The organism is Hyphomicrobiales bacterium (assembly GCA_039989895.1).
Taxonomy (GTDB): domain Bacteria; phylum Pseudomonadota; class Alphaproteobacteria; order Rhizobiales; family JACESI01; genus JACESI01.
Genome location: JBDXGY010000006.1, coordinates 688,110 through 712,582 on the forward strand (window position 1 = coordinate 688,110; position 24,473 = coordinate 712,582).

The following is a 24,473-nucleotide window of genomic DNA, read 5'->3' on the forward strand; positions in this document are numbered from 1 at the left end:
CGCAACTTTATGACTGCGTAGCTTGTATGACTGCGTAGTTTTCTTTTTGTGCAAGATTATGAAATCGCACGTTAATTGGTAGTCATTGACTAACTGATTTTACACGCAGGAGCAATACAACTAGACTAATTGTTGATCGACGTTATCCAAAGTACCAAAATTAAAATTCACCAACTCTTTTTAAGTAACTGAAAACAAGTGATTATTAGAAAAATCTATAATCCTTGGATATAAAATATTTTGGAAAAAACTTTGCCTCGTTTATATTGCTTGGTCTCTTATTCTTAGTAAGACTTCCTGTTGTCCCAAAACATCGGCAACATCAAATATACCCGGTGATGTGGTTTTCCCTGTTAAAGCTGCTCGAAGTGGTTGTGCAATTTTACCCAATTTTAGATCTGACTTCTCAGCAAAAGATCGAATGCAAGCGTCGATGGCATCGTGGTTCCATTCGTTAAGTGCTTCTAGATCATTGGCCAATTCCACGAAAAGAGCACGGCTGTCATCAGTTAGAAGGCCTGCCGCTTTTTCATTCATATTGAGTGGGCGACTTTCATAGACGAAAGAGGCGTTTTCAATCAGCTCTACAAGTGTTTTCGCACGTTCTTTCAAGACAGGCATGGCTTTGAGTAATTGCGCGCGCTTCTCATCATCAAGTGCTTCAATGATGGCTGGACCGGATTCCATTTCTGGCAACATAAGCTCAAGAGCATCCATTAGATCTGTATCATTGTTATGGCGTATATAATGGCCATTAACCGCTTCAAGTTTAGTGAAATCAAATCGTGATGCAGCTTTGCCCATGCCATCAAAACCAAACCATTCGATCATATTTTCAGGTGATATGATTTCTTCGTCACCCTTTGCCCACCCAAGACGCACGAGATAATTTTTCAAGGCAATCGGCAGATAGCCAAGCGCGCGATAGGCTTCTGCCCCAAGGGCACCGTGACGCTTTGATAGTTTTGCGCCATCAGGCCCATGAATAAGCGGGATATGGGCAAAAACCGGTACATCCCAGTCCATCGCTTTGAACAGCGCGGTTTGACGCGCGGCATTGGTCAGGTGGTCATCCCCTCGGATAACATGAGTGACTTCCATGTCGTGGTCATCCACAACCACAGCCATCATATAGGTTGGTGTGCCATCTGAGCGCAGGATAATGAAATCATCGATATCCTTATTTGGAATGCGCACTTCGCCTTGAACTTTGTCATTAACGATTATCTCGCCTTCGGTCTCGGTTTTCAAGCGGATAACGGGTGTAATGTCTTTAGGTGCTTCACTTGGATCACGATCACGCCAGCGGCCATCATAAATCGGTTGCCGACCTTCTGCGCGTGCTTTCTCGCGCATTTCGGTCAGTTCTTCTGGTGATGCATAACAATGATATGCACGACCCTTTGCCACAAGTTCTTCTGCTACCTGCTTGTGCCGGTCGATGCGTGCAAATTGTGAAAGTGGCTCACCGTCCCAGTCAATACCAAGCCAGCTTAATCCATCCAAAATTGCTTCCACGGCTTCATTTGTCGAACGGGCGCGGTCGGTATCTTCAATGCGCAGCAGCATTTTGCCGCCATGTTTCTTGGCATAGAGCCAATTAAAAAGCGCCGTGCGGGCGCCACCGATATGAAGATAACCAGTGGGTGAGGGGGCAAAGCGAGTGACCACAGTTTTGGACATAAATGCGTTCCGATATTTGAAATAAAAACATGAATGGCTTTGAGTGAACCAAATTTATTGGCCGTTTAGCATGAAGAGTGTTTGCAATGAAGCGTAGTTTTGCAGAAAGTAAGCGGATAGTGTTGTTAATGGTGTTGCCTTGGGGATCAAAGAGCAGAAAGACAAGAAGAAAGATGCTGCGAGCGACATCAAGCGTGAACGGTTTGGTCTAGCATATCGCGGCGTTGGTCTTCATCGTCGCTTGTCTTTTCGTTTGATCGATTGGTTTTCTCTGAATATTGTAAAAGAGATACGCCTTGCCGAGCCTTTGGTATGGATGACCTGCCTTTTCTTAGTTGGCATTGCGCTTTATTTTGCGGCTCCAAGTGAGCCTCACTTGATGACAATTGTGCTGTTGCTTACGGGCGTTAGTGTCCTTTTATGGCGTTGGCGGTTTGAGGGGCTGCGTTTTTATGGGATAGGTGCGATTTTCGCACTCATGGGTGGTTTTACAATCGCTACCTTTCATACGCATTGGTCAGATCCGTCGATCATTGATCGAAAATATAGCGTATCGCTTGAGGGAACCGTTCAAAATTACGAGAAAAGAGCTGATGGATCGAAGCGGCTTGTAATCGGTGATATTGCTTTAAAAAGCACACGCGAAGGGCTTGTTATGCCAAAGCGCATTCGAGTGCGGGTCTTGGCTAAAGGCTTTACCGCGAAGCCCGGCGACCGTTTAGCCTTTCGTGCCGAAATTGGTCCACCACCGGGGCCGGTCATGCCAAGCGGATATGATTTCGCCCGTGATATGTTTTTTAAAGGCATCGGGGCTACGGGTTTTGTTTTTGGAACCCCTAAAATAGTGCCCGCTAGACAGTCTGGTTCAATGCTAATTCTGTCTTCAACGACAAAATGGCGCGCGGCAATCTCAGGCCGCATCTCAAACGCCTTTGAGGCAAATGGACAAGCGCAATTCCAAGGCGTTGCAGCCGCTCTTTTGGTTGGAGAGAGGGGTAATATAGAACCAGAAATTCGTGAGGCATTTGTGGTCTCTGGTCTTGCTCATTTATTGGCTATTTCGGGGTTACATATGGCGCTGGTAATGACATTCATCATCTTTGCTACACGAGGCGTATTGGCTCTTAATGTACGATGGTCTTTGCATTATTCAATTCGAAATATTGCAACTTACGCAGGTCTTGGGACAGGATTTATCTATTTTCTTTTGTCAGGTGGGAGCGTTTCGGCAACGCGGGCCTTCATCATGGTAAGTATTATGGCTTTGGCTATGCTTTTTGGTCGCCGCGCCATTTCTGTTCGAAATATTGCATTGGCATGTTTGTTGATATTGTTGCTGTCACCTTTTGCACTGATCGGTCCAGGGTTTCAAATGTCTTTCGCGGCCACGCTGTGTCTGGTAGCTTTTGCTTCTTATTGGCTTGGTAGATCGACCTTAAATGCAGGTAATATAACTATTCCTAGCTGGTTGCTTTTAAACGCCAAACGTTACTTTTTGGGTTTGATTATCACATCACTTCTCGCGGGTATTTCGACGGGGCTATTTGCTGCGTTCCATTTCCATCGCATAGCTCCTTTGGGGCTTGTGGCAAATTTGATTGGTGTGCCCATTTTTGCGTCCCTCGTTATGCCATTTGGCTTTTTGGGGCTTGCTTTGATGCCATTTGGTTATGAAGCGCTGCCTTTTAAGGTTATGGGGCTTGGTATCGACATCATTGTGCAAGTCGCAGATCAAATAGGCACATATACGGGTGCATATGCTGCAACCGGTGCGTTAAATTCAAAAGCGTTTTTATTGCTCAGTGCGGCACTTATTTTATTGTGCGTAATGAAATCCCAATTGCGTCTATTGCTTATACCTGTTTTTGCTCTTGGGTTTTGGGCGCTACCGGTCACCTCTCGGCCGCATGTTTTAATTGCTGAAGACGGTAAGACGGTCGCTGTGCGCACTAACGGCGATGAATTGGTTGTCTCTGGGGCGAGGGCAGGGCGGTTTGAGCAAAAGGTTTGGCGCGCAGGCCTTGGTCTACATAAAGACCAGAAGCCTAGTGATAAAATAAACAAGCCATTTTGTGATGACTTTGGGTGTGTGTTTCAATTCCAAGATAAGATTATTGCCCATGTGAAACACCCCTCAGGCTTTTATGAAGATTGCAGACGGGCTGATATCGTCATCTCGCAATTCTCGGCGCCACGATATTGTGAGCAATCAGCTCTTGTCATTGATCGTTATCGCCTGAAAGCAGGGGGTGCGCATAGTGTGTATATAAAGAAAACACATGGCGTGAAAAATAAGAGCGCAGATGAAATCTTTATCGTGAAATCATCGATACCTGCGATAAAACGTCCATGGCACAACCACTATCAATCTAAAAACAGATAGGTCTTTATTTTAATCAATATTGCCGAATAAGGCCTACTAATTTGCCTTGAACTTTGACCCTGTCAGGGCCAAAGATTCGTGTTTCATAGGAAGGATTAGCCGCTTCGAGTGCAATGGAAGCACCTTTGCGTCGCAAGCGTTTCAGCGTGGCTTCTTCTTCATCGACAAGAGCCACGACAATATCGCCATTATCAGCGGAATTCTGATTTTTGATGATGACTGTGTCACCATCTAAAACACCAGCCTCAATCATAGAATCGCCACGTACTTCGAGTGCATAATGTTCACCATTTGATAGCAAATCAGGTGGGACGGAGATGGAATGGGAATGCTCTTGTATAGCGGAAATTGGAGTGCCTGCTGCAATGCGGCCCATAACAGGAATAGAGATCGCATCCGTTGTTTCATCTGTATTATTAGATGGTGTTGGAGGCACTTTACCAAGGCTGCCTTCAATCACACTGGGCGAAAAACCCGTTGAGCGTTGAGTGGAGGCAAGACCTGGTGTTACAGATTCAGGGAGTTTCAAAATCTCAAGCGCCCGTGCACGGTTGGGCAGGCGACGTAAAAAACCGCGTTCTTCCAATGCTGTAATCAATCGGTGGATACCTGACTTTGATCTTAAATCAAGTGCATCTTTCATTTCATCAAAACTTGGCGGAATACCAGATTCCTTCAAACGTTCATTGATGAACATTAAGAGCTCGTGCTGTTTGCGTGTTAACATTGACCGATTCCTGCTTTCCGAATCTTGTTGGATACAAATCAAGAACATTTATAGATGTTCTAGTTGTGTTCCACAAGTGTAAATATTTCGTAAAGCATGGCGTTTTGAGCTGAAGCACGTAATCTATTGATGAAATATAGAGATGATAAGTGCCGCAACACACTTGATATATTGGGGTCTAAAATTATCTAAAATACTCGATGGTTTTTTCAAGCCCGTGTTTAAGCTCAATAGTTGGCTCCCAATTTAGTAATTCTCGTGCTTTTGATATGTCTGGTTTCCGCTGCTTTGGGTCATTTATGGGCAGTGGCTCCTGTAAGAGCTCTGATTGACTATCAGTCATCTGGATGATCGTTTTAGCCAATTCACCAATTGTGAATTCGTTTGGATTGCCAAGATTAATAGGCCCTGTGATGTCATCTGGTGTATCCATCATTCTCATAAAGCCATCAAGTAAGTCATCAACATAACAAAACGACCTTGTTTGTTCTCCATTGCCATAGATTGTAATAGGGGCATCATTCAAAGCCTGGACAATAAAATTTGAAACGACCCTGCCATCAGCATGATGCATTCTTGGGCCATAGGTATTGAAAATACGTGCAACCTTGACCGGCACACCTACTTGACGATTGTAATCAAAGAATAAAGTCTCCGCACAACGCTTACCTTCATCATAACAAGAGCGTGGGCCGATTGGGTTCACGTTGCCCCAATATTCTTCCGGTTGCGGGTGAACACTTGGGTCACCGTAAACTTCGCTTGTTGAGGCTTGAAATATTTTGCAACCCAACCGCTTAGCTAGTCCAAGCATGTTGATGGCGCCGATCACCGATGTTTTTGCCGTCTGCACTGGATCATGTTGATAATGAATAGCCACTAGATTTGTAGGCGGCTTGTTCCATAAGACTGAGGACAAGGAGGCGGTCATGGCTAAGCTTTTATTCACTAAAGATTTAAGGTTGATGCTATCAAGCAGATTATTGAGTGCGTTCATCTCTGTGGCTGCTATGCATGCTTGAAGCAAGCGTGTTGTTGAGAATTGCTAAAGGATTCTTGGAACGAAAGCGGTAAGGTCCATACCCAGAAGCAATTGCTCTATCTGATTGGTATCAAATGGAATTGTCTTACTACAAGTATTAGCTTATCTTAAGGCCTGAAGTGTCTGGTTGGGCTTGGGTCAATCAAGGCATTTAGCAACTCCAGATCTTATGTTAGAGAAACCTCATTATGATTTCTTTTATATCAAACATTTCTCAGTATGGCTTGATCTGTTAATCGTCCTAAAAAGAATTCGAACAATCTTGACGGGCTAGGGGTCAAAACAATCAAATAGCCCGCTTGATTATCTAATCAAACCTTACAATGAATGGAATAATTTTGACTATAAAAACGGCACTTATTACAGGGGTTACAGGGCAGGATGGCGCTTACCTTGCAGAACTACTTCTCTCTAAAGGCTATATCGTTCACGGCATAAAGCGTCGTTCATCTTCATTGAATAGTCAGAGAATTGACCACCTTTATCAAGATCCGCATGAGAGCGATGTAAAGTTCAATTTGCATTATGGTGATATGACGGATTCCACTAATTTGATCCGTATTATACAAGAAACCCAACCCGATGAAATTTATAACCTTGCCGCCCAATCGCATGTTCAGGTTAGTTTTGAAACACCGGAATATACCGCGAATTCAGATGCTGTCGGTACCCTTAGATTATTAGAGGCTATTCGACTGCTTTGTTTGACAGAGAAAACACGGTTTTATCAGGCATCAACATCTGAACTTTACGGGAAAGTACAAGAAACACCGCAATCTGAGACAACGCCGTTTTATCCAAGGTCTCCCTATGCGGCGGCCAAACTCTATGCATACTGGGTTGTCGTAAATTACCGTGAAGCCTACGGAATGTTCGCATCGAACGGCATACTCTTTAACCATGAAAGTCCAATTCGTGGCGAAACCTTTGTAACTCGTAAGATTACCCATGCAGCGGCTTCGATATCGTTGGGTTTGCAAGACAAGCTTTACCTCGGCAACATTGATGCAAAACGTGACTGGGGCCATGCGCGCGACTATGTTGAAGGTATGTGGCGTATGATGCAGCACGATGAACCAGATGATTTTGTTCTGGCAACCGGTGAAACAAGGTCTGTTCGGGAATTTGTCGAGATAGCTTTTGCAGAACTTGGAATTACGATTGAATGGAGCGGGCAGGGCGTTGAAGAAAAAGGTATAGATGTTAAATCGGGAAAAGTTTTGATTGAGATCGACCCGAGATACTTTCGTCCGACAGAGGTAGACATTCTTTTAGGCGACCCTTCCAAAGCCAAAAAACTTTTGGGCTGGGAATGCACAACGAGTTTTTCTGAATTGGTTAAGGATATGGTCGCATCAGATCTTGCTTTGTTGAAAAAGAAGTTGGCCTGATAATGCCGAACTTGGGTTTTAAAATAATTGAATTAGGCATGTCTAATGTTTGATCTGAGCAACAAAAAAGTATGTGTAGCAGGCAATCGCGGCATGGTAGGAGCCGCCCTTGTGAGGCGACTACAATCAGAGAATTGCGATATATTGGGTGTGGGCCGCAAAGAGGTTGATTTTATCAATCAGGCAGCGGTCGAAACTTGGATGCAATCCAGCAAACCTGATGTGGTCTTTATTGCTGCTGCCAAGGTCGGTGGTATTCATGCCAATAACATCTATCCAGCGGATTTTCTTTATGAGAATTTGATGATTGAGGCAAATCTGATCCATGCTGCATTTAAAGCAGGTGTCGAAAAACTCGTATTTTTAGGTTCTACGTGTATCTATCCGCGACTGGCGCCACAACCGATGCAGGAAGATTCGCTGCTAACCGGACCATTGGAGCCAACAAATCAATGGTATGCAATTGCCAAGATTGCCGGAATAAAGTTATGTCAGGCTTACCGCAAACAGTATGGTTGCGATTTCATTTCTTTAATGCCAACAAATTTGTATGGTCCAGATGATAACTATAATTTGGAGAACTGCCATGTTTTGCCTGCGTTGTTAAGAAAAGCGTACGAGGCAAAAATACGAAATGCCGAGACTTTATCGGTATGGGGAAGTGGTGATCCTTTGCGTGAGTTTTTACACGTAGATGATCTTGCTGACGCTGTTGTGTTCCTGACAAAAAATTATAGCGATGAAAATCTCATTAATGTTGGCTCTGGGGAAGAAGTGTCGATCCGTGGGCTCGCCGAAATTATTTGTGATGTTGTCGGCTTTAAAGGAGAATTGGTCTTTGATGCCTCAAAACCAGATGGCACCCCACGCAAACTTAGTGATGTTACAAAATTGAAATTGCTGGGCTGGAATAATGCGAGAAAACTAAACCTCGGAGTGAAGTCAACTTATGAAGATATTGCTCATACTTGGATATGAGCTATTTAAATTATTTTTTGTACCTGCAATGGCTTTGTTAGGCTGGAGCCCGTTATCAAAAAAAAGTTCACCAATAACCGGCAACCTTATACTCATTCGCTTGTACAGTTGCTCACCTTGGTTTTGCTTACATTATGATTGAAACGACCTTACGACAGACAAACCTGACGAAAATAATGTTTTGCCTGTTGTTTAGTTAAATCTAATTTGAAAAAAAATTATTAGTATTTTATTATTCAAAACAAATTAAAATAATTTGTTAATAAAACGGTCATCGGTATGTGGTAGCTTTATGAATAAGCTATTGATAAACATTGATTTATTGCAGTTTTGATTGGTTAAAGATATCACATTTCATTGTTGGGTGTATTAAATGTGTGATTGTAATTGTAGGTTGCAATAAAAAGTAATTTGCGTTATCAATTGACTTGAGTTAATGAGTCTCTAATTGACTTGAGTTAATGAGTCTCTAAATGAATATTCTAATGAGGTTTTTAAGCTATCGCATATGTGATTTTGAAAACTCTCAAGAACCATGAAACAGGAATGATAAAAATGAATAAGGTATTGAGCTCTGTATTAAGCCTTTCTTTGGTGGCAGCGACTTCGGCGCATACATCAATTGCATTTGCGGCAAATGATACAATCAATTGTAGTTGTGTTTCAGCCTCAGCGGGTAATTCTGCTGGTAAAGTTATTTCTGTAGCCGGGGAAGTTCTTCAGTCTGGCAAGTCTGGCTATAGCCAAGCAGTAGCTGGTTCTGATATTTCTGTAGGGTCTCTTTTGAGCGTTGGAGAAAAGTCTGCTGCGAAGGTCTCATTTGGTTCTTCTTGTTCAGTTTTGGTTCCTGCAAATTCTGAGTTGAAAGTTTCTCTCACAGATAATGTCGCTGCTCCGATATGCGCTAGTATTTCATCTACAGGGCAAAAGGAAGCTTCCGTAACAACTTTTGACACGATTGAAACTAAATATGGGGCTGACCTTCCTGAAGCTGTGTCTGATTCAGTCCTCGCACCAGTAACTGAGGCTGTTACTGGTGGTGGTTTCTCCCCTGCTTACTTGCTTCTCGGCGCCGCAGTCCTTGGTGGTGTTGGATATGGCATTTTTGAACTGATTGACGACGACGATGATGATGCTGCCGGCGCTTCTCCAGCAACTCCATAGTTGATTTTCTTTCAGATTTGATTTTGAATTATTAATGTCGCACCATAATGGTTGCGGCATTAATTTTGCGGTAATATCAGTATTTGAAATCTAGCATATTCATGCGTGACAACTGTTTAGTTCCAGCGTTCATGTAGGGTACATGTCGCATGAGTAAATATATTATTCCGATAGTAGTTTAATATAGGAGAATGGATAAGGGTAATATCTGATCTTTTATTTTAAATGTAGCTATGTGAATCAATTGAAAAGATAGCTGTCCTGTTAAATGATAGACCTACACAGTCATATACTTCATGGCATTGATGATGGTGCAAAGGATATTGAGATGTCAGTTGAAATGGCCAGATTGGCTGTTGCTGATGGAACAACACATATCGCTTGTACGCCACATATTATGCCTGGCATTTATGATAACGACACCGGTATAATCCAGCAGAAAATGAGCGAACTAGAAGAAGCGCTCAAACAACAAGAACTGCCTCTCAAACTGATAATTGGTGCCGATGTGCATATTGGTCCATCAAACGTCCAAGGATTGCAAGCTGGTTATATACCATCATTGAATGGAACACGTTATTTTCTATTTGAACCTAGCCATCATGTCATGCCACCCAAAATTGTTGAGTTCAGTAAAAAAATATTGGCCGAAAATTACATTCCAATTCTGACTCACCCTGAGAGACTCACTTGGATTGAGAGCCATTATGACAAGATGGTTGAAATGGACGAATTAGGCGTTCCAATTCAATTGACAGCAGCATCAATAACCGGACGATTTGGGGATAGAGCTAAGTATTGGTCAGAACGTATGTTAGATGAGGGGCGTGTAGATATCATAGCAAGTGATGCACATAATTTAAAAAGTCGCCCGCCTGGACTTAGTAAAGCATTCGAGATCATCTCCGCCCGTTTGGACGAATCAGCGGCTATTCAAATTGTCCATGAAAACCCAAAGTTGATTATGGAAAACCAGCCGCTCCCAAGAAAAAACCGTAGTGTTATTAAAAGGGATGGTAAAGAAAAATCAAAGGGCTTCTGGAGTTGGTTCAAATAGATAGAAGTTGGATTTAGGAATAGATAACAATTTTAGCTAAAAAAACGGGCAATTGATAGAGTATCTAAAATACTCAAATTTTGCTATTATCTTATTCTTGTCATAAAAATAAGACTTGTATCATAAGCTATTAGGGCAAGTATTTTGAATATGATTAAAATAAAATGAGTGGTGTTGAGTTATTATAAAGGGCGACAGTAATGGTTTTGAACAGTTTAAATAAATTATGCTGTCATGTGATATTGATCGGATGTTGCGTGCTTATCTCCGCCTGCGGTGTGGAAAGACAAGTACCGGTAACTGCTCTCGTATCGCCACAAGATAATGTTCAGCTTCCGAATGGAGATAAGTCTATTGAAAATGACCTCCAAATTGTTGAAAGCTTGCCAGCCCCTGAAAACACGCGGGGTGGTGCTGATTCTGTGCTCTTAGTTGGTGATTTGCTGGAGGTTGATGTTTTTCAGGTAGATGAGCTTGATAAGACCGTCCAAATTGATTCCAGTGGCCGCATTTCAATGCCTTTGATAGGTCGTGTAGCCGCCGCTGGCAAAACTGTTGGTGCTTTAGAAAGTGAGCTAGAAAGATTATATGAAATAAAGCACTTGCAATCTCCTGATATCGCAGTTTTGGTTACAGAATCCAAAGGTCAGCAAGTCACACTTAATGGAGAGTTTTTAACGCCTGGGGTTTATCCGAGCAGCTCGAATACCACGCTCTTGCAAGCTGTTGCCCTTGCAAGGGGGCTTTCGCCAATTGCTGATACCGGCAAAATATTCGTTTATCGAGATTTTCAAGGGAAGAAGCTTGTAGCTAATTATAATCTCAAGAAAATTCAACAAGGTCAGGCAATTGATCCAAAAATTTTTGGTGGTGACATAATCGTCGCATTTTCATCTAAAACAAAGTTGGCTCAGAAAAACCTGAAAGAAACACTTGGGGTTGCGGCAAATGCTGTGCGAGCAATTCCATTGCTATAGTGGTTGATTGTGTAATGAGTTCAATAGATAGCGATAAACAATGCCATTCTAAAAAGCCACCAATTCTATTATGCGAGTAACACTGCTTATATGAAACCCGATTATCTCCCCACGCACTTAGAAGCCAGCTCGCATCCAGTGATGCCGATGCCTAATGGTGGCTACAACCACCATGGCTTCAATCCATATAGTAATCCGGAAGAAGAAGAGAGTACTTTTGATCCTGTAAAACTGTTTTGGTACGTCATTCATTACCGACTGTTACTGGCAGCCTTCTTTATCGCAGCTATCGTGCTCGCTGTATTCTTTAATTTTTTGCAGACACCTCAATATGGTTCAACCACTAGAATTGAAGTTTTGACCAGCAGTGCCAAAGTTTTCCAAGACTTGGAAGTGACTTCCCAGTCAAATGATTTGCGAACCTTTGAGACAGCAAGACAAAAGATGTTGTCACGGGAATTGGCTAAGAGAGTTATATTTGAACTAGGCCTTGCTGAAGACCCGGATTTTTTATCGCCTACACCTAAATTCTCTTTAACTAATATAACCAAGCGATTTACATTAGGCTCAGATAAACGGGAGCTTGGCGAGTTAACTGCCGAACAACGAGAGGAAGTAGCTCTTGATAAAATCAAAAAAAATCTCTCCATTAATTTGATCAGAAATACGAGCATTCTTGCGGTTAATTATACCCATCCCGACCCTGAAATAGCTGCGAAAATTTCTAATGAGATGGCTAAGAGTTATATCGAACAAAGTATTGATAAAAAAAGCGAAACATCCACCGTTGCAAAAGACTTTATCCAACAACAAGTGATTCAGACCAAAGAGAGTCTTCATAAGTCGGAAAAAGAACTTGTTAAATATGCCGAAGATGCCGGTATAACAGTTACAGGAAATGAAGTTTCCCTGATTGCATCAAGCATAGCTGAAATTAATTCGGCACTATCTCAGGCTGTTCAAGAGCGTCTTGAGGCAGAGCGCTTCAAGGCGCAAATTTCTAATGGTGACGCAGCTTCTCTGCCCGATGTATTTGCAAGTGGATCGATACAGACAACTAATTTGAAAATTGCTGAACTCCGCGCTACTTATCAAGAAAAACTTGGTACGCTTAAGCCTGGTTTTCCTGAAATGATCAGGTTAAATGCTCAGATAAATGAACTGCGCAAACAGGTGAGGTCCGAAATCAATTCGATCGCTAAATCTGTTGAACTAAAATATGAGCAGAGTAAATCAAAGGAAGCATCACTGCGGCTTGAATTAGCTGAATTGGAAAAGCAACAATCTTCTTACCAACGAAAGAATATTCAATATACAATTTTGAAGCGAGAGGTGGATTCTAATCGCCGTCAATACGAGTCTTTAATTACTAAATTGAGTGATGTGGGAATCGGATCGGAATTGCGTGATGCCAGTGCGAATATCGTAGAGTTCGCTGTACCTGCTATACGTCCTTTATCTCCTAAATTACTACTGAACCTTGTTGCGTTTCTAGCCGCTTTTGCTGGCTTAGCTGCGGCAACAGTCTATGTCTTGGAACTATTAAACAACACATTTAGTATTCCAGATCAGTTGGAGAATGAACTCAATATTCCAATCCTCGGGGTTCTTCCTTATACGGAGAGCGGTGAGCTATTGGAAACGATCGACAACCCGAATTCAGCACTATCAGAAGCTTATAGAACTTTGCGTACTTCGGTTCAGTTTACGGGTACGGATACTAATATTCGCAGCTTGATGGTAACCAGCTCTGAGCCTTCGGAGGGTAAATCAACCACGGCTTTTCGTCTTGCCCATGATTTTGCCTCTCTTGGTCGTAAGGTCTTATTGATTGATGCAGATTTGCGCAAACCTCGTATGCACCGTCTCTTTAATACGGACGCTGGGATAGGTCTAAGTAATCTTCTCACCAATGTTGTGCGCGGTGGAGATGTCGTTAAGATTTTCCGCGAAACGGATAATCCTAATATTACTTTTCTTTCTGCAGGAACAATCCCTCCAAATCCTTCAGATCTTCTGGTCTCACAAAAAATGGGGCTGACCATCCACTATTGCACTAAGAAGTATGATTTGGTGATCATTGATTGTCCGCCAGTAATGGGGCTGTCAGATGCGCCAATTATAGCGCGGCAGGTTGATGCAACGTTGGTTGTTGTTTCGTCTAAACAGGTAACGCGCAAAGCGGCAAAAAATGCATTGAAGAGGCTGCGTGCAGTTGGCGCCAATGTGATTGGTTGTGCGTTTACTAAATTCAAAGTCAATCAACTCGACTATAATTATGCCTATCGATATATGCAGTATAATTATTATTCTTATGAGAGCGACGAGCCACAACCAGCCTTGGTATCAAACGATATTAGTGATGTTAACGAGCATTCATCGCAAAAAAGCAACACATTTAGTCGTTTAGCGAGCCGGTTTGGATTTGCTAATAGATGATTGTTCTCATTTAAATGATTTTATTAACCAAATTGTATAAATATTGACAAATTTGAATAAAATATACTACATATAAACAATTAAAGTATACTTGTAATTTTGAAGAGTAGAGTAATTAGTTGTTGTGTAGTCATGGATATAGATTTAATTCGCAAGGCATCATATTATAAAAGTAGCGGCGCTAATTTTTATTTTCGTCGGAATCACATGGGTAGTCCTAGAATTAAGATAAAGTACGGACCCTTTAATCTTTTTACTAAACGTTTTGAAACAGATATTGAAACGTTTGGGAAAGTTAAAAGCCTCTTCAACTCAAGTTTTGATAAAATTTAATCCAAATATTCAATTTCAGTAAATTCAGCAGCTATATCACATGCGCTTTTAGTTAATCTACAAAAGCGTATTTTTACCTATGCATAATCAAATAAACTGTCGTAACAAATTAAGCTACTCGATTACGAGAATTAAAGCCGCGACCTTACCTCAAGCTAAAATAAATATAGGCCATGTTCTAGGTGGGGGATTTGTGATGGCGGAAATTTTAAAATATTTCATGAGACCATATCTGTAGCAAGCAATGATCACTTGCGCCTTTATGGTAAAAAAATAAATGAGATATGGTATCCTTGGCATGAGAATGTTAGAAACAGGTTGCTTCGGATGACATGAATTTAAGGCGTGATTTCAATTGAAAAAGATAATGTTTGTAGTCTCACTACTATTATGTTGTCTAATTTTATTTAGCTCGACCAGTCAGTTTGTTCAGCAATTTGATAAACATCTCGCGTTTAAAATTAACCCCTTAAACAATCACGCTAGACGCTCATTCATATATGAATATCTGGCGACTTCTGAGCCTGGAAGCGATATTTCCGAACTGAAGCCAATCATATTAGAAGGATTGGAAAAAGACCCTTTTGATGGTCGCCTTTACAGTCTTCTCGGTTTCATTGAAGAAAGTCAGGGCAGGGAAGAAGAGGCGCAAGAATTTTACATCCATGCCCGCAAACTTATCCAGACAGACCAATATGCCTTATTGCGAAGGTTTGTTTTTCAATTCAAAAAAGGTGAATACCTCAAAGCAACAAAGCTTGCTGAATTGGTCTATTTGAGGTGGCGAAACCGTTGGCCACTTATCGAACCATTCTTGGTTGAACTATTTCAAGATGAAGATTCTTACAAATCAGCAAGTCAGTTTTTCACACAATATAAATCTAGCGAGGTCGACCTTATAAAAAGTTTGATTAAGAGTGAGGATGTGCGTGGCCAAGATTTAGCTTATCGCTTGGTTATTGATTGGCATAAATCGGGTGAAAAAAATCTTGAGCATCTCATAGCATACACTAGTAAATCTCTAATCAGAGCCGAAAAATATTCTAATGCTTATATTTTGTTTTTGCTGACGTTGAATGACGAACAACGCGAACAAGCTGGCTTTGTGTTTAATAGTTCATTTGATTTCAAACCGACAACAAGTCCTTTTGATTGGCACATCATAGATCAAGCTGGCGTTGACATTGGACTTAAAAAAACGGCGATCAAATCACCTGATGATACATCCCTTGAAATACGCTTTCTCGGCAAACCCACAAATTTAAACAACCTGATTCAACATATTAGATTACCACCTGGACGTTTAAGATTGAACGTTAGCTATACAAATCAAAATTTAAAGAGTCCAAAACCAGTTGTTATGGGTATCTCATGCTTTAAACCAAGACGATTACTCGGTGAAGTGGCGTTGTTAAAATCTAAAAATGAGCAAAACTCTATTGATATTGAAGTGCTCGTACCGAACGATGACTGCAAGATGCAAGTGATAAATGTGTATAATAAGAATTTCTCAAAAAGCTGGGCAAACCGTATAACGGGAAGCTTGCTTATTCACGATGTATCCATTGAAAAAGTTGGAGACTAGTTAGGCCTCATGCATTATTCGGATGAATTCATTAGGCGTAATTATGCTGGTTGCCTGGTTTTGTTTGCGATCCTTTTGGGAGGGACGACAAAACAAGGTATTTGGTCTGATAGCCTTTTATATGTGCTGGCAATACCAGCTGTAATAATAGGATTTTCTAACTTATTTGAAAATAGGTTGGGAGGTTTTGCTAGAGGCTTCTGTATTGCCATTATAGTCATTCTCGTCGCGCAATTTCTGCCAATAGATATTGTGAAAAATCTACCTGAGTATCAAATACCAAGTGATGGCAGTTATTTTTTGACGACAGTTCCATCAAGAAGCTTCAATTTAATCATCACATCAATTGTTTTGCTGGGCTTCTTTCTATACCTAGCTACTTTGAGTGGAGATAGTTTGCAGTCTCTCATCAATTTCGTTTTCATCGGTGTTGCACTCAACGCATTAATCACAGTCATTCAACTTTCATTTGATTCTAAAATCGTTATCTCAGGATTGTTGCCATATACGATCAGAATGGGAACATTTCAAAACGAAAACCATTTTGGCAGCTTGAGTTATCTTGTCATTCCCTTTCTTGCATGGAGGTTTCTATTAATGAGATGGAACCCTGTATTATATGCCATTGCAGGTTTGGTGCTGGCTGGTCTGCAATTTGCTGTGGGTGCCCGTGCTGGAATGATAATTTCAACCAGCTTATTTTTATTTTGTTTTGTTTGGGCAATAACCCATAAAAAACCTCTTGCTGTAAAAGTGATCATCTTTTCAGTAGGCGTTGCTCTTGTTGGCTATCTATTTCTTACCCAAGAGAGTTCAAGCCTTATCGATACAAGTTCTCGCGATTACTATTTTTTGAAAAGCTGGGACATAGCCACCAAAAACTGGCTTACAGGAACGGGACTGGGAAGCTTTTTTTCAATATGGCCAATCTATGAAGACACAACCAATCTTGGCGAAACATATATAACGCACGTACACAATGACTACATCGAATTGTTTCTAGAAACAGGAATATCATTTTTTATTTTAGTGGCAATTTTTATAGCTCTCATTGCGCGTAACGGACTAACGAATGAGTTCACACAAGCGGCAGCAATCTCAATTTTCTCTATTATGATTCATAGCTTTGTGGATTTTCCATTGCGCACAATGGCTATATCCATGGTCTTTATATTATCGATCGCCATTATATTGACTAAGCCAGAGGAAGTAGGGGGGCGTGAAAAAAAGAAAGTTAAAAAACGCTCCAGAAAAGTTGCTGGGTAATTTAATAGTGCTCTGATTTTTAATCAATCGACGTGTCTTTGTAGCCTTCAACCCACTTGTGTAAAGTAGCTCTAATCGCCTCAACATCTAAGCTTTTGACGGCTAATTGAAGCTCCTTTAATACCTTTCGCATTTCTTTTTCTGCTAAATGGTTTTCTTTGGCTCGGAGTATCTTGGGGTGTGGCGTTGGAAGTGTATTCTCGCCAATCAGTAGTTCTTCATAGAGTTTTTCACCAGGCCTTAGACCTGTCGTTAAAAGTTCGACCTCACCATCTGGATTTTCCGCATCCAATATAGTTTTTCCAGAGAGTTCAATCATCCTGCGGGCAAGATCTATAATTTTAATCGGTTCCCCCATATCCAGCACAAAAACCTCTCCGCCTTCTGAATAGGAACCTGCCAAAAGAACAAGACTTGCTGCTTCAGTAATTGTCATGAAATACCTGGTGACTTCGGGGTGGGTAACCGTTACCGGCCCGCCATTGGCAATCTGCTCTTTAAACAGCGGAATGACTGAGCCGGAAGAGCCAAGTACATTGCCAAACCGAACACTCGAAAAAATTGTACCACTGTTTCGAGAATGCAAATCTTGTAACACAAGTTCGGCAAGACGTTTGGTTGCTCCCATGACATTTGTTGGTCTGACCGCCTTGTCGGTAGAGACAAGAATGAAACGTTTCACATTCGCTTCAACGGCTGCTTCTGCCAGTATGCGCGTACCTAAAACATTATTCTTTACACCAGCCACTTCATTGTCTTCGACGATAGGCACATGTTTATAAGCGGCGGCGTGTAACACCACATCGATTTGATGTTCAAAGAGGACGGATTTTATTTTGTCACCAGAACCAACTGAACCAAGCACGGCGGTTAGCTTGATGTTCAATTTCTCAGCTTTAGGGACCAGTTCTTTTTCAATCGTGTAGAGATTGAATTCGGATGCATCCACAATGACAAGGTGCTTTGGCTGAACCTCAAGAATTTTTCGGCAAAGCTCTGAGCCAATGGAGCCACCAGCACCTGATACAAGGATATTAGCGCCGGTATAAGCACGTTTGATGTCTGGGACATTCAAAGTTATATTATCACGTCCCAAAAGCTCATCAGCTGACACAGGTCGCACACTGTCCAATATACCACCCGTTTTTATCATCTCGATATAAGAGGGTAGCTCAAGAACCTCGCAATCAAATTGTTCAAGCTGATTAACGATTGATCTTTTCATTTTTGGGGATATGGAGGGGATTGCCAGAAAAATCTTTCTTACTCGGCGTTTAGCAATGAAAGGTGGCAGTCCCTCCGTAGTGATAACTTTCAATCCGCCAATTATTGTGCCTTTTAACGTTGGGTTATCATCAATAAAAACGGTTGGTCGAAACTCGGGCGAGTTATTGAGTGCCGCAAGCATCTGTAATCCACCTGAGCCCGCTCCGTATATTGCAATGGGAATCCTACCATTTGATCTATCTCGTAACCAGACTATGAGTGCAATCATACTGATACGGCTTGTCAAAATTAGAAGAAACATAACAGACCCGAAAATGACAGGTACTGTACGTGGTGCGCCTAGTTGAAAAATAATATTGCCAGTCGTGCCAATAATAGTAAGCAAAGCAACCCAACAAAGTGTTCTTAGTAATGCGGTGTTTTCAAAGGTACCAATTTTGATTGAATACAATCTAAGAGCCATGGAAAATATGACCCCGTTCACCAGCAATAAGACGAGAAGGGGGAAAGATTTAATGATCCAAAAGGAAGGCCATATATCGTTTACGCGCAACATCAAGGCGATCAAGAATGAAGCGATCAAAATTATATGGTCATTAATGAGTAGGATCCAGCCCTTCACAGTGCGCGGCAGATCATCCAAATATTTATACATCTATTCTTTTACCCACCGATAACGCATAGCATCAAATCAAAACGTATTATATTTTCCACCCAGCTGAATTTAGTAATATATCATTTTAATAAAGGTTGCAGCATACAAATAACACTTACAGTTAATCGGCTTATCCCCGTCACATCACAGTCGCGTAAAATATTCTCCACAACAGGAGAATGACTATGAGTGACAAAACCACCCGACTTAATTTACCTCGCATATTGCCATCGCAAGCCCAAAAACACGTGACCCATAATGAGGCTCTGGAAACCCTCGATAGGTTGGTTCAAACAAGTGTTATAACGAGAGATCTTTCATCACCACCAACATCACCACAAGAGGGTGATTGTTATCTGGTTGCAAATGAAGCAACGGACGAATGGTCTGGATGGGAAGATAATCTAGCCTGTTTTGTCAACAACGCTTGGATAAACTATGCCCCAGTAGAAGGTTGGTTAGTTTGGAACCTCGATACAATGGAAATCGTTGTTTATCAGGATACAACTTGGCAACCCGTCACTACTGAAACATCTGTTAATCCAGTTTCTCTTCTTGGTGTGAATACTACGGCAGATGAAGTCAACAGACTGTCAGTCTCATCTCCGGGCACGTTGTTCAATCACATCGGTGAGGGACATCAAATGAGAGTCAATAAAGCTGAAAAAGATGATGTTGGAAGCCTGCTTTTCCAAACAGGGTTTTCTGGCAGGGCTGAAATAGGCTTGGTCGGTGATGACGACTTGCACCTGAAGGTGACAGCAGATGGTGAACAATGGAATGAGGCTTTAGTTGCAAATTCTGAAACTGGTGCAGTCCTATTACCCAATACAGTTTTCACACCCAATATACTGCCTGACAGCGGGCGTTTCATATCTTTTAATTCTAATGCAACTCTCTCAGGCGTGCCTTATCAGCAACCCTCCTACATTTCGCAGGTTTCAGGGGCAAGCTCGGAGTTATTCGCTAGTTTTCGGCACAATAATTCAAGTTTCGGAGGAACGGCCGAAGAACTTGATCCAAGTATTATTGAGTTCGTTACAAAATACAAAACGAATACAAATGGAAGGCGTTTTGGTGCTGATTGGCATGCAATAAAATTCACTCAACGGCTAACTGCACCATTATTGGCACCATTATCACATGACCAGATCGATTTTGGCTTAGTGTTGACGACGCGCTCGACACCGGTTTCCTACCAAATGACTGCAAGTTGTTATATCAAAGTTATTTCAGGTGAGGTTTTGATAAACACGAGTAATTCTAATCGTGTGTATGTTGAGGGTGAACGGATATTCGGAAATCAAGTTGTGCGTGCTGATGTAGGGTGGCAGCATATCTTATTTCATCCAAAGCCAAACTCTTTTGGATATAACTTCAGAATGTTGGATGTACTCGCTTCAGTTAATTCAGAAGTCGCAGTCGCATTACCAACATTCATGGTAGGGGAAGTGATTTTACCTTCGAACGTCGGAATACATCCCAGTGTCCACGTTTACGGATAATAGATGTCGACCATCGACGTTGGCTTACGTTGATAGCGCATAATTAGCGGGCATATCTAATTCAAATCAAGCGATATGCCCGCAACATCAACTCCCGGGTGCACAACAAACAATAGGCTGGTTTCGCCAAGTTTTTGTGCATTTGGAAGTCGGTTAGCAGGTCTTAGCCTTGTATTATCAAAGGCCCGCTCTAGATAAATCTCGCTGCAACTGCCTTGCATGCATGGTAAACCTTGCTCTGCAATCATGCCGATAACATCGTCGCGTGAAATGTCGGTGGGTAGGTTTTCAGGCTGCACAAAGGCGCTGAATTTATACCATGCGTGCTTACAAGCCCCGTCGGGGTTGCATGGTTCTTCGCATGCCATACATTGCAAATCGGGAACGCGAAGCCATTTATCCGGCCCGCTAAACGGCATAAGTAATTTCTTGAGAGCCTCTGCATTTTCCGTACGTTGGCGTGTCCATGATGGTAAGCGTTTCAACTGTATTCGGCCTATTGCGCCTTGAATTTCCGTCATCCGCCAATTGGTTCCAAAGCTTTCATGCAGCCAGCGAAACCCTGGCGGATGATCACGGTTAAAGACAGCATCGTAACTCTTGCCATGATCTTTGTAGGCCCACATTCTTTTCCAAAGATCTAAATCATTACAAGTGACCATGCCGCCTTCGCCGCCTGTGGTCATGATTTTATCTTGGCAAAATGACCATGCGGCCACATCTCCCAAGCTGCCAACTGGCTTGCCCTTGTATTTAGCACCATGGGCCTGTGCGCAATCTTCTATGAGCTTGATGCCACGACCTGCAACAAGATCGCGAAGGGCGTCCATGTCACACGGCCAGCCAAATAGGTGCACGCACAAGATGGCTTTCGTATTTACTGAGATATGAGGCGCGACTGTTTCTGCTGTTATGAGCTGAGTTTCTAAATCTACATCCGCAAATACGGGAATGGCGCCAGCGTTTACAACACATGATACTGAAGCCAAGAAGCTGCGTGGCGTTACGATAACTTCGTCAGAAGCTGATCCGCCATTATGCGACCCTATTCCAAGCCCAACCAGCGCTAGGTCAAGTGCAATTGTGCCATTGGAAACTGCAATTGCATGTTCGGCACCTGCAAATTCTGCAAATTCTTTTTCGAATTGCTTGCACTCATCGCCAGTCCAATAATTCACCTTGTTAGAAAGCAATACACGCTGCACAGCATCTGCTTCTTCTTGTGTGAAATTTGGCCAGGGAGGGAAGGGTCCGTGGAGCATCTGTTATTGTTCCTTAAAAGGTTTGGCAGGCGTGCCTGTAACGGTCAAACCATCGGGTATATCATTAACAACTGTCGCCCCAGCACCAACTGTAACATCGCGGCCAATTGTTACACCTTGTTTGATGGAGGCGCCAATACCAATCCACGAGCGGTCACCAATACGACAGCCGCCAGCGATATTTGCTCCAGGTGAAACATGTACGAAATCCCCAATCACACAGTCATGATCAATGGTACACGCTGTATTGAGTATCGTGCCACACCCAATAACTGTATCAGGGTTTACAATCACACCTGCAACCGCAAGCACGCCAAAATTAAGTGTGGCATATCGGGAAATGTTGGTTGAAGGGTGAATGAGTTGAACACATTCTTGAAGCTTGCATTCTTTCCATAATCTTTCACGGGTCTGATTATTCCCAACCGTTAAAAAGAATGCACAGCCTTGTGCTTTATAATTATCAATGCTCGTTAAATCACCGACAATTTTCCATGAACCGTTTGTCTCACGCTCTGGATAAGATTGGTCAAGAAAGGTGATATCCTTAAAGCCGCAAATTTCAGCAATATCAGCGGCTACTTTGCCGTGCCCACCAGCACCAATCAAAAGCAGTCTACGGCCAGTATCAATCGTTGGTGTATGTGAAGCCAAAGCGGGGTCCTATTTTTTGCGCAGGGCGATGTAATAGACAACCTTGAGCGAATTTAACCCAAGAAGATTGACTGCTCGTTCATATAGATATCCAAACACATATGTGAAAGCAGATATACGCAAATATTCTGGACGACCTTCTTCAGCTTCAATGTAAAGCACCTCATAGCCGTTCTCTTCAGCATGGCGTTTGATATCTTTATAAGTGTTCAAAGCATATACAGTCGGGAAAGTATCAACGACATTACGGCCTCTTAGCTTATTATAATAAACATGAAACCAGTGCGGTGTGAGATGAGCAATAATAGGCATGTAGTGCCAAAAATTGGGTGTCTTGGCTAAGAACAATCCACCTTGTACCAGAACCCTGTTTACTTCTTTCAAAAAGGGCTTGGGGTCGGCAACATGCTCCCAGACATTACAGGAGAAAGCCAGATCAATTGTAGCGTCTTCCAGTTTGGGGAGCTCGCCATCTTGAAACAGCATCGGCTCATCAAGATAAGGATTATCCATGGCAGCCGGATCAATATCTGCTCCATAGACTTTCTTGGCGATATCGCGAAAATTCATCGCCGGTTCCGCGCCACGGCCTGAACCAACATCCAATAAGGTCATATCTGAAGATACTTTCTCCAAAATACGCTTACGGAAGTTTTTAGCATCCCATGCATGTTCGTGATTGGGATACCAAAGCTTGTCTAGGCGCTGTACGAGGCTCATATATGAAAACCTATCTTAAAAATAATAGTTATAGACACTAACTCTGATTGTCAGAATTTCGCTTGATTTTACCTGCATCGAAACGCGGCATGGTTTCATCCTGATTGGAGTTTACGTTACTCCTGAACAAGACTTTTTTGAAGGTTTTAAGGATTATACTGATATCGAGCCCAAAACTCACATTTTCTACATACCATAAATCATACTCAAATTTCTGCTCCCACGTAATCGTATTACGCCCATTAATCTGAGCCCATCCGGTTACGCCGGGTCTCAGGTTATGCCGCGCTTTTTGCTCCTCTGTATAATAATCCATATAATCATATATAAAGGGCCTTGGCCCAATCAGGCTCATGTCTCCCAATATAACGTTGAGAAGAGATGGTAGCTCATCCAGACTGCTTGAGCGTATAAAACGCCCCAATGGAGTTATCCTTTGATCGTCAGGTAAAAGGTCGCCATTTTCGTCCTTTTGTTGGGTCATTGTTCGAAATTTGAACAGCTTAAATTTTTCACAACGGTATCCACCACGGTCTTGCCTGAACAAAACTGGGCCACCCATGTTTATTTTAATGAGTAGGCAAAGTAATAGGCAAACTCCACCCCACAACGGGATCGTTACAATCGCGGCAAAAAGGTCAATCGCACGTTTGATATGGTTGACATAGAAGGAATGACTTGAAGGTTTCATTTGTTCACTGCTCAAATAACCGCCGAATTTCATTGAAATGTTCAAACGACCCCGTACCAATGATAGCTCCGCTCAATGGTGCGTTTTGTTTCACATAGTCAAGTAACTTGGCAATCGTATATCCTTCATCCAAACACTTGCCCGCATTAAAGGGACGTAAAGCCGTAAATGGCATGCCAGCCGTTTGCAGGTCTTTCATATAGTCAAGCGCATTAGTTTCAAGCGGGTTCAGATAATCAACCATGCAATCAAAAAGACCTGTTTTGATGGCTTTTTGTGCGAACCCTGTTGTGTATGGGAAGCAACCAACTTGCTCGATGTCTTTGGAGGATTTCAGTTTTTTGAAAACATCGCCAAGCGTATCATAATCACGCTCAAGCACATCCAGCCGTTCATTTTCCTTGGAAAGGTCTATGCGCGCCATCCATTGAATGCAGTGTAACGTATCAACCTGCAAATCACCTTTGTACCGCTCCACATGAGAAACAATATCTGCGCTACTAACATGCGTCTCGTCGAAGTGAGGAGAGGCGAGTTTTACAATATGTTTCAAAGTGGCTTGATTTGTATTGGTTTCTTGACAAGCCTGAGATAGAGCCGAACAAAAAAGGTCGTAGCATTCATATTCAAAAGAAGTATGGAATTTTGTAACGCCGCACTTAAGCATATGAGCTATTAGCGCTCGAGAAGCATCCAACCCGATATCGCCCATACGCATAGTGCCAAAAATAAAA

19 protein-coding genes are annotated in these 24,473 nt (G+C 42.2%); 10 read left to right on the forward strand and 9 right to left on the reverse strand.

What is annotated here, in order from left to right; genetic code table 11:
• Positions 1-261: 261 nt before the first annotated feature.
• The gene (gltX, locus tag ABJ081_09820; protein ID MEP6356970.1) at positions 262-1,683 is read right to left on the reverse strand and encodes a glutamate--tRNA ligase; all 1,422 of its coding nucleotides are present in this window, start codon (positions 1,681-1,683) and stop codon (positions 262-264) included.
• A 139-nt stretch (positions 1,684-1,822) separates the two neighbouring features.
• Here gltX and ABJ081_09825 point away from each other — a divergent pair, with 139 nt between their 5' ends.
• Complete coding sequence (locus ABJ081_09825) at positions 1,823-4,066, forward strand: ComEC/Rec2 family competence protein (protein ID MEP6356971.1); 2,244 nt, start codon at positions 1,823-1,825, stop codon at positions 4,064-4,066.
• A gap of 13 nt (positions 4,067-4,079) precedes the next feature.
• Here the strand turns inward: ABJ081_09825 and lexA are convergent, their stop codons facing one another.
• Both lexA and ABJ081_09835 read right to left on the reverse strand, forming a co-directional pair.
• Complete coding sequence (gene lexA / locus ABJ081_09830) at positions 4,080-4,793, reverse strand: transcriptional repressor LexA (GenBank protein MEP6356972.1); 714 nt, start codon at positions 4,791-4,793, stop codon at positions 4,080-4,082.
• A gap of 184 nt (positions 4,794-4,977) precedes the next feature.
• A complete protein-coding gene (locus ABJ081_09835) occupies positions 4,978-5,790 on the reverse strand; it encodes a GDP-mannose 4,6-dehydratase (protein MEP6356973.1) in 813 nt (270 codons plus the stop codon).
• 368 nt (positions 5,791-6,158) lie between these two features.
• Between ABJ081_09835 and gmd the strand changes: the two genes are divergently transcribed.
• The 8 genes from gmd to ABJ081_09875 all read left to right on the forward strand — a co-directional run bounded on the left by gmd (position 6,159) and on the right by ABJ081_09875 (position 17,025).
• Positions 6,159-7,226: a GDP-mannose 4,6-dehydratase gene (gene gmd / locus ABJ081_09840; protein MEP6356974.1), complete on the forward strand. Its 1,068-nt coding sequence runs from the start codon at positions 6,159-6,161 to the stop codon at positions 7,224-7,226.
• A gap of 45 nt (positions 7,227-7,271) precedes the next feature.
• Positions 7,272-8,204, forward strand: coding sequence for a GDP-L-fucose synthase (locus ABJ081_09845; GenBank protein ID MEP6356975.1), 933 nt, complete (start codon positions 7,272-7,274; stop codon positions 8,202-8,204).
• Between the two features lie 555 nt (positions 8,205-8,759).
• Positions 8,760-9,368: a hypothetical protein gene (locus ABJ081_09850; GenBank protein MEP6356976.1), complete on the forward strand. Its 609-nt coding sequence runs from the start codon at positions 8,760-8,762 to the stop codon at positions 9,366-9,368.
• Positions 9,369-9,636: 268 nt separating this feature from the next.
• On the forward strand, positions 9,637-10,425 hold the full coding sequence (locus ABJ081_09855; GenBank protein MEP6356977.1) for a CpsB/CapC family capsule biosynthesis tyrosine phosphatase: 789 nt from the start codon (positions 9,637-9,639) through the stop codon (positions 10,423-10,425).
• A gap of 257 nt (positions 10,426-10,682) precedes the next feature.
• The gene (locus tag ABJ081_09860) at positions 10,683-11,402 is read left to right on the forward strand and encodes a polysaccharide biosynthesis/export family protein (protein MEP6356978.1); all 720 of its coding nucleotides are present in this window, start codon (positions 10,683-10,685) and stop codon (positions 11,400-11,402) included.
• A gap of 90 nt (positions 11,403-11,492) precedes the next feature.
• Complete coding sequence (locus ABJ081_09865) at positions 11,493-13,841, forward strand: polysaccharide biosynthesis tyrosine autokinase (protein ID MEP6356979.1); 2,349 nt, start codon at positions 11,493-11,495, stop codon at positions 13,839-13,841.
• Positions 13,842-14,529: 688 nt separating this feature from the next.
• Positions 14,530-15,759: a hypothetical protein gene (locus ABJ081_09870; protein ID MEP6356980.1), complete on the forward strand. Its 1,230-nt coding sequence runs from the start codon at positions 14,530-14,532 to the stop codon at positions 15,757-15,759.
• A 9-nt stretch (positions 15,760-15,768) separates the two neighbouring features.
• On the forward strand, positions 15,769-17,025 hold the full coding sequence (locus tag ABJ081_09875; protein MEP6356981.1) for an O-antigen ligase family protein: 1,257 nt from the start codon (positions 15,769-15,771) through the stop codon (positions 17,023-17,025).
• A gap of 19 nt (positions 17,026-17,044) precedes the next feature.
• On the opposite strand, the gene ABJ081_09880 is transcribed toward ABJ081_09875, so the two are convergent.
• Positions 17,045-18,907: a nucleoside-diphosphate sugar epimerase/dehydratase gene (locus tag ABJ081_09880; GenBank protein MEP6356982.1), complete on the reverse strand. Its 1,863-nt coding sequence runs from the start codon at positions 18,905-18,907 to the stop codon at positions 17,045-17,047.
• 185 nt (positions 18,908-19,092) lie between these two features.
• Here ABJ081_09880 and ABJ081_09885 point away from each other — a divergent pair, with 185 nt between their 5' ends.
• On the forward strand, positions 19,093-20,412 hold the full coding sequence (locus ABJ081_09885; protein MEP6356983.1) for a DUF2793 domain-containing protein: 1,320 nt from the start codon (positions 19,093-19,095) through the stop codon (positions 20,410-20,412).
• A 56-nt stretch (positions 20,413-20,468) separates the two neighbouring features.
• Here the strand turns inward: ABJ081_09885 and ABJ081_09890 are convergent, their stop codons facing one another.
• The 5 genes from ABJ081_09890 to ABJ081_09910 are packed head-to-tail and all read right to left on the reverse strand — an operon-like array spanning position 20,469 to position 24,292.
• Positions 20,469-21,674, reverse strand: coding sequence for a DegT/DnrJ/EryC1/StrS aminotransferase family protein (locus tag ABJ081_09890; GenBank protein MEP6356984.1), 1,206 nt, complete (start codon positions 21,672-21,674; stop codon positions 20,469-20,471).
• A gap of 3 nt (positions 21,675-21,677) precedes the next feature.
• The gene (locus ABJ081_09895; GenBank protein MEP6356985.1) at positions 21,678-22,328 is read right to left on the reverse strand and encodes an acetyltransferase; all 651 of its coding nucleotides are present in this window, start codon (positions 22,326-22,328) and stop codon (positions 21,678-21,680) included.
• A 9-nt stretch (positions 22,329-22,337) separates the two neighbouring features.
• Positions 22,338-23,048, reverse strand: a complete 711-nt coding sequence (locus ABJ081_09900; GenBank protein MEP6356986.1) for a class I SAM-dependent methyltransferase — start codon at positions 23,046-23,048, stop codon at positions 22,338-22,340.
• A 37-nt stretch (positions 23,049-23,085) separates the two neighbouring features.
• The gene (locus tag ABJ081_09905) at positions 23,086-23,772 is read right to left on the reverse strand and encodes a sugar transferase (GenBank protein MEP6356987.1); all 687 of its coding nucleotides are present in this window, start codon (positions 23,770-23,772) and stop codon (positions 23,086-23,088) included.
• Positions 23,744-24,292, reverse strand: a complete 549-nt coding sequence (locus ABJ081_09910; protein ID MEP6356988.1) for a hypothetical protein — start codon at positions 24,290-24,292, stop codon at positions 23,744-23,746. The genes ABJ081_09905 and ABJ081_09910 overlap by 29 nt, the downstream gene beginning before the upstream one ends.
• Positions 24,293-24,473 lie beyond the last annotated feature (181 nt).

What these genes read in the sequence shown, in the direction of transcription:
- ABJ081_09835 (MEP6356973.1), bottom strand. Translation starts at nt 5,790, where the DNA reads ATGAACGCACTCAATAATCTGCTTGATAGCATCAACCTTAAATCTTTA.
- ABJ081_09890 (MEP6356984.1), bottom strand. Translation starts at nt 21,674, where the DNA reads ATGCTCCACGGACCCTTCCCTCCCTGGCCAAATTTCACACAAGAAGAA.
- gltX (MEP6356970.1), bottom strand. Translation starts at nt 1,683, where the DNA reads ATGTCCAAAACTGTGGTCACTCGCTTTGCCCCCTCACCCACTGGTTAT.
- gmd (MEP6356974.1), top strand. Translation starts at nt 6,159, where the DNA reads ATGAATGGAATAATTTTGACTATAAAAACGGCACTTATTACAGGGGTT.
- ABJ081_09905 (MEP6356987.1), bottom strand. Translation starts at nt 23,772, where the DNA reads ATGAAATTCGGCGGTTATTTGAGCAGTGAACAAATGAAACCTTCAAGT.
- ABJ081_09875 (MEP6356981.1), top strand. Translation starts at nt 15,769, where the DNA reads ATGCATTATTCGGATGAATTCATTAGGCGTAATTATGCTGGTTGCCTG.
- ABJ081_09855 (MEP6356977.1), top strand. Translation starts at nt 9,637, where the DNA reads ATGATAGACCTACACAGTCATATACTTCATGGCATTGATGATGGTGCA.
- ABJ081_09900 (MEP6356986.1), bottom strand. Translation starts at nt 23,048, where the DNA reads ATGAGCCTCGTACAGCGCCTAGACAAGCTTTGGTATCCCAATCACGAA.
- ABJ081_09885 (MEP6356983.1), top strand. Translation starts at nt 19,093, where the DNA reads ATGAGTGACAAAACCACCCGACTTAATTTACCTCGCATATTGCCATCG.
- ABJ081_09850 (MEP6356976.1), top strand. Translation starts at nt 8,760, where the DNA reads ATGAATAAGGTATTGAGCTCTGTATTAAGCCTTTCTTTGGTGGCAGCG.
- ABJ081_09865 (MEP6356979.1), top strand. Translation starts at nt 11,493, where the DNA reads ATGAAACCCGATTATCTCCCCACGCACTTAGAAGCCAGCTCGCATCCA.
- ABJ081_09880 (MEP6356982.1), bottom strand. Translation starts at nt 18,907, where the DNA reads ATGTATAAATATTTGGATGATCTGCCGCGCACTGTGAAGGGCTGGATC.
- ABJ081_09845 (MEP6356975.1), top strand. Translation starts at nt 7,272, where the DNA reads ATGTTTGATCTGAGCAACAAAAAAGTATGTGTAGCAGGCAATCGCGGC.
- lexA (MEP6356972.1), bottom strand. Translation starts at nt 4,793, where the DNA reads ATGTTAACACGCAAACAGCACGAGCTCTTAATGTTCATCAATGAACGT.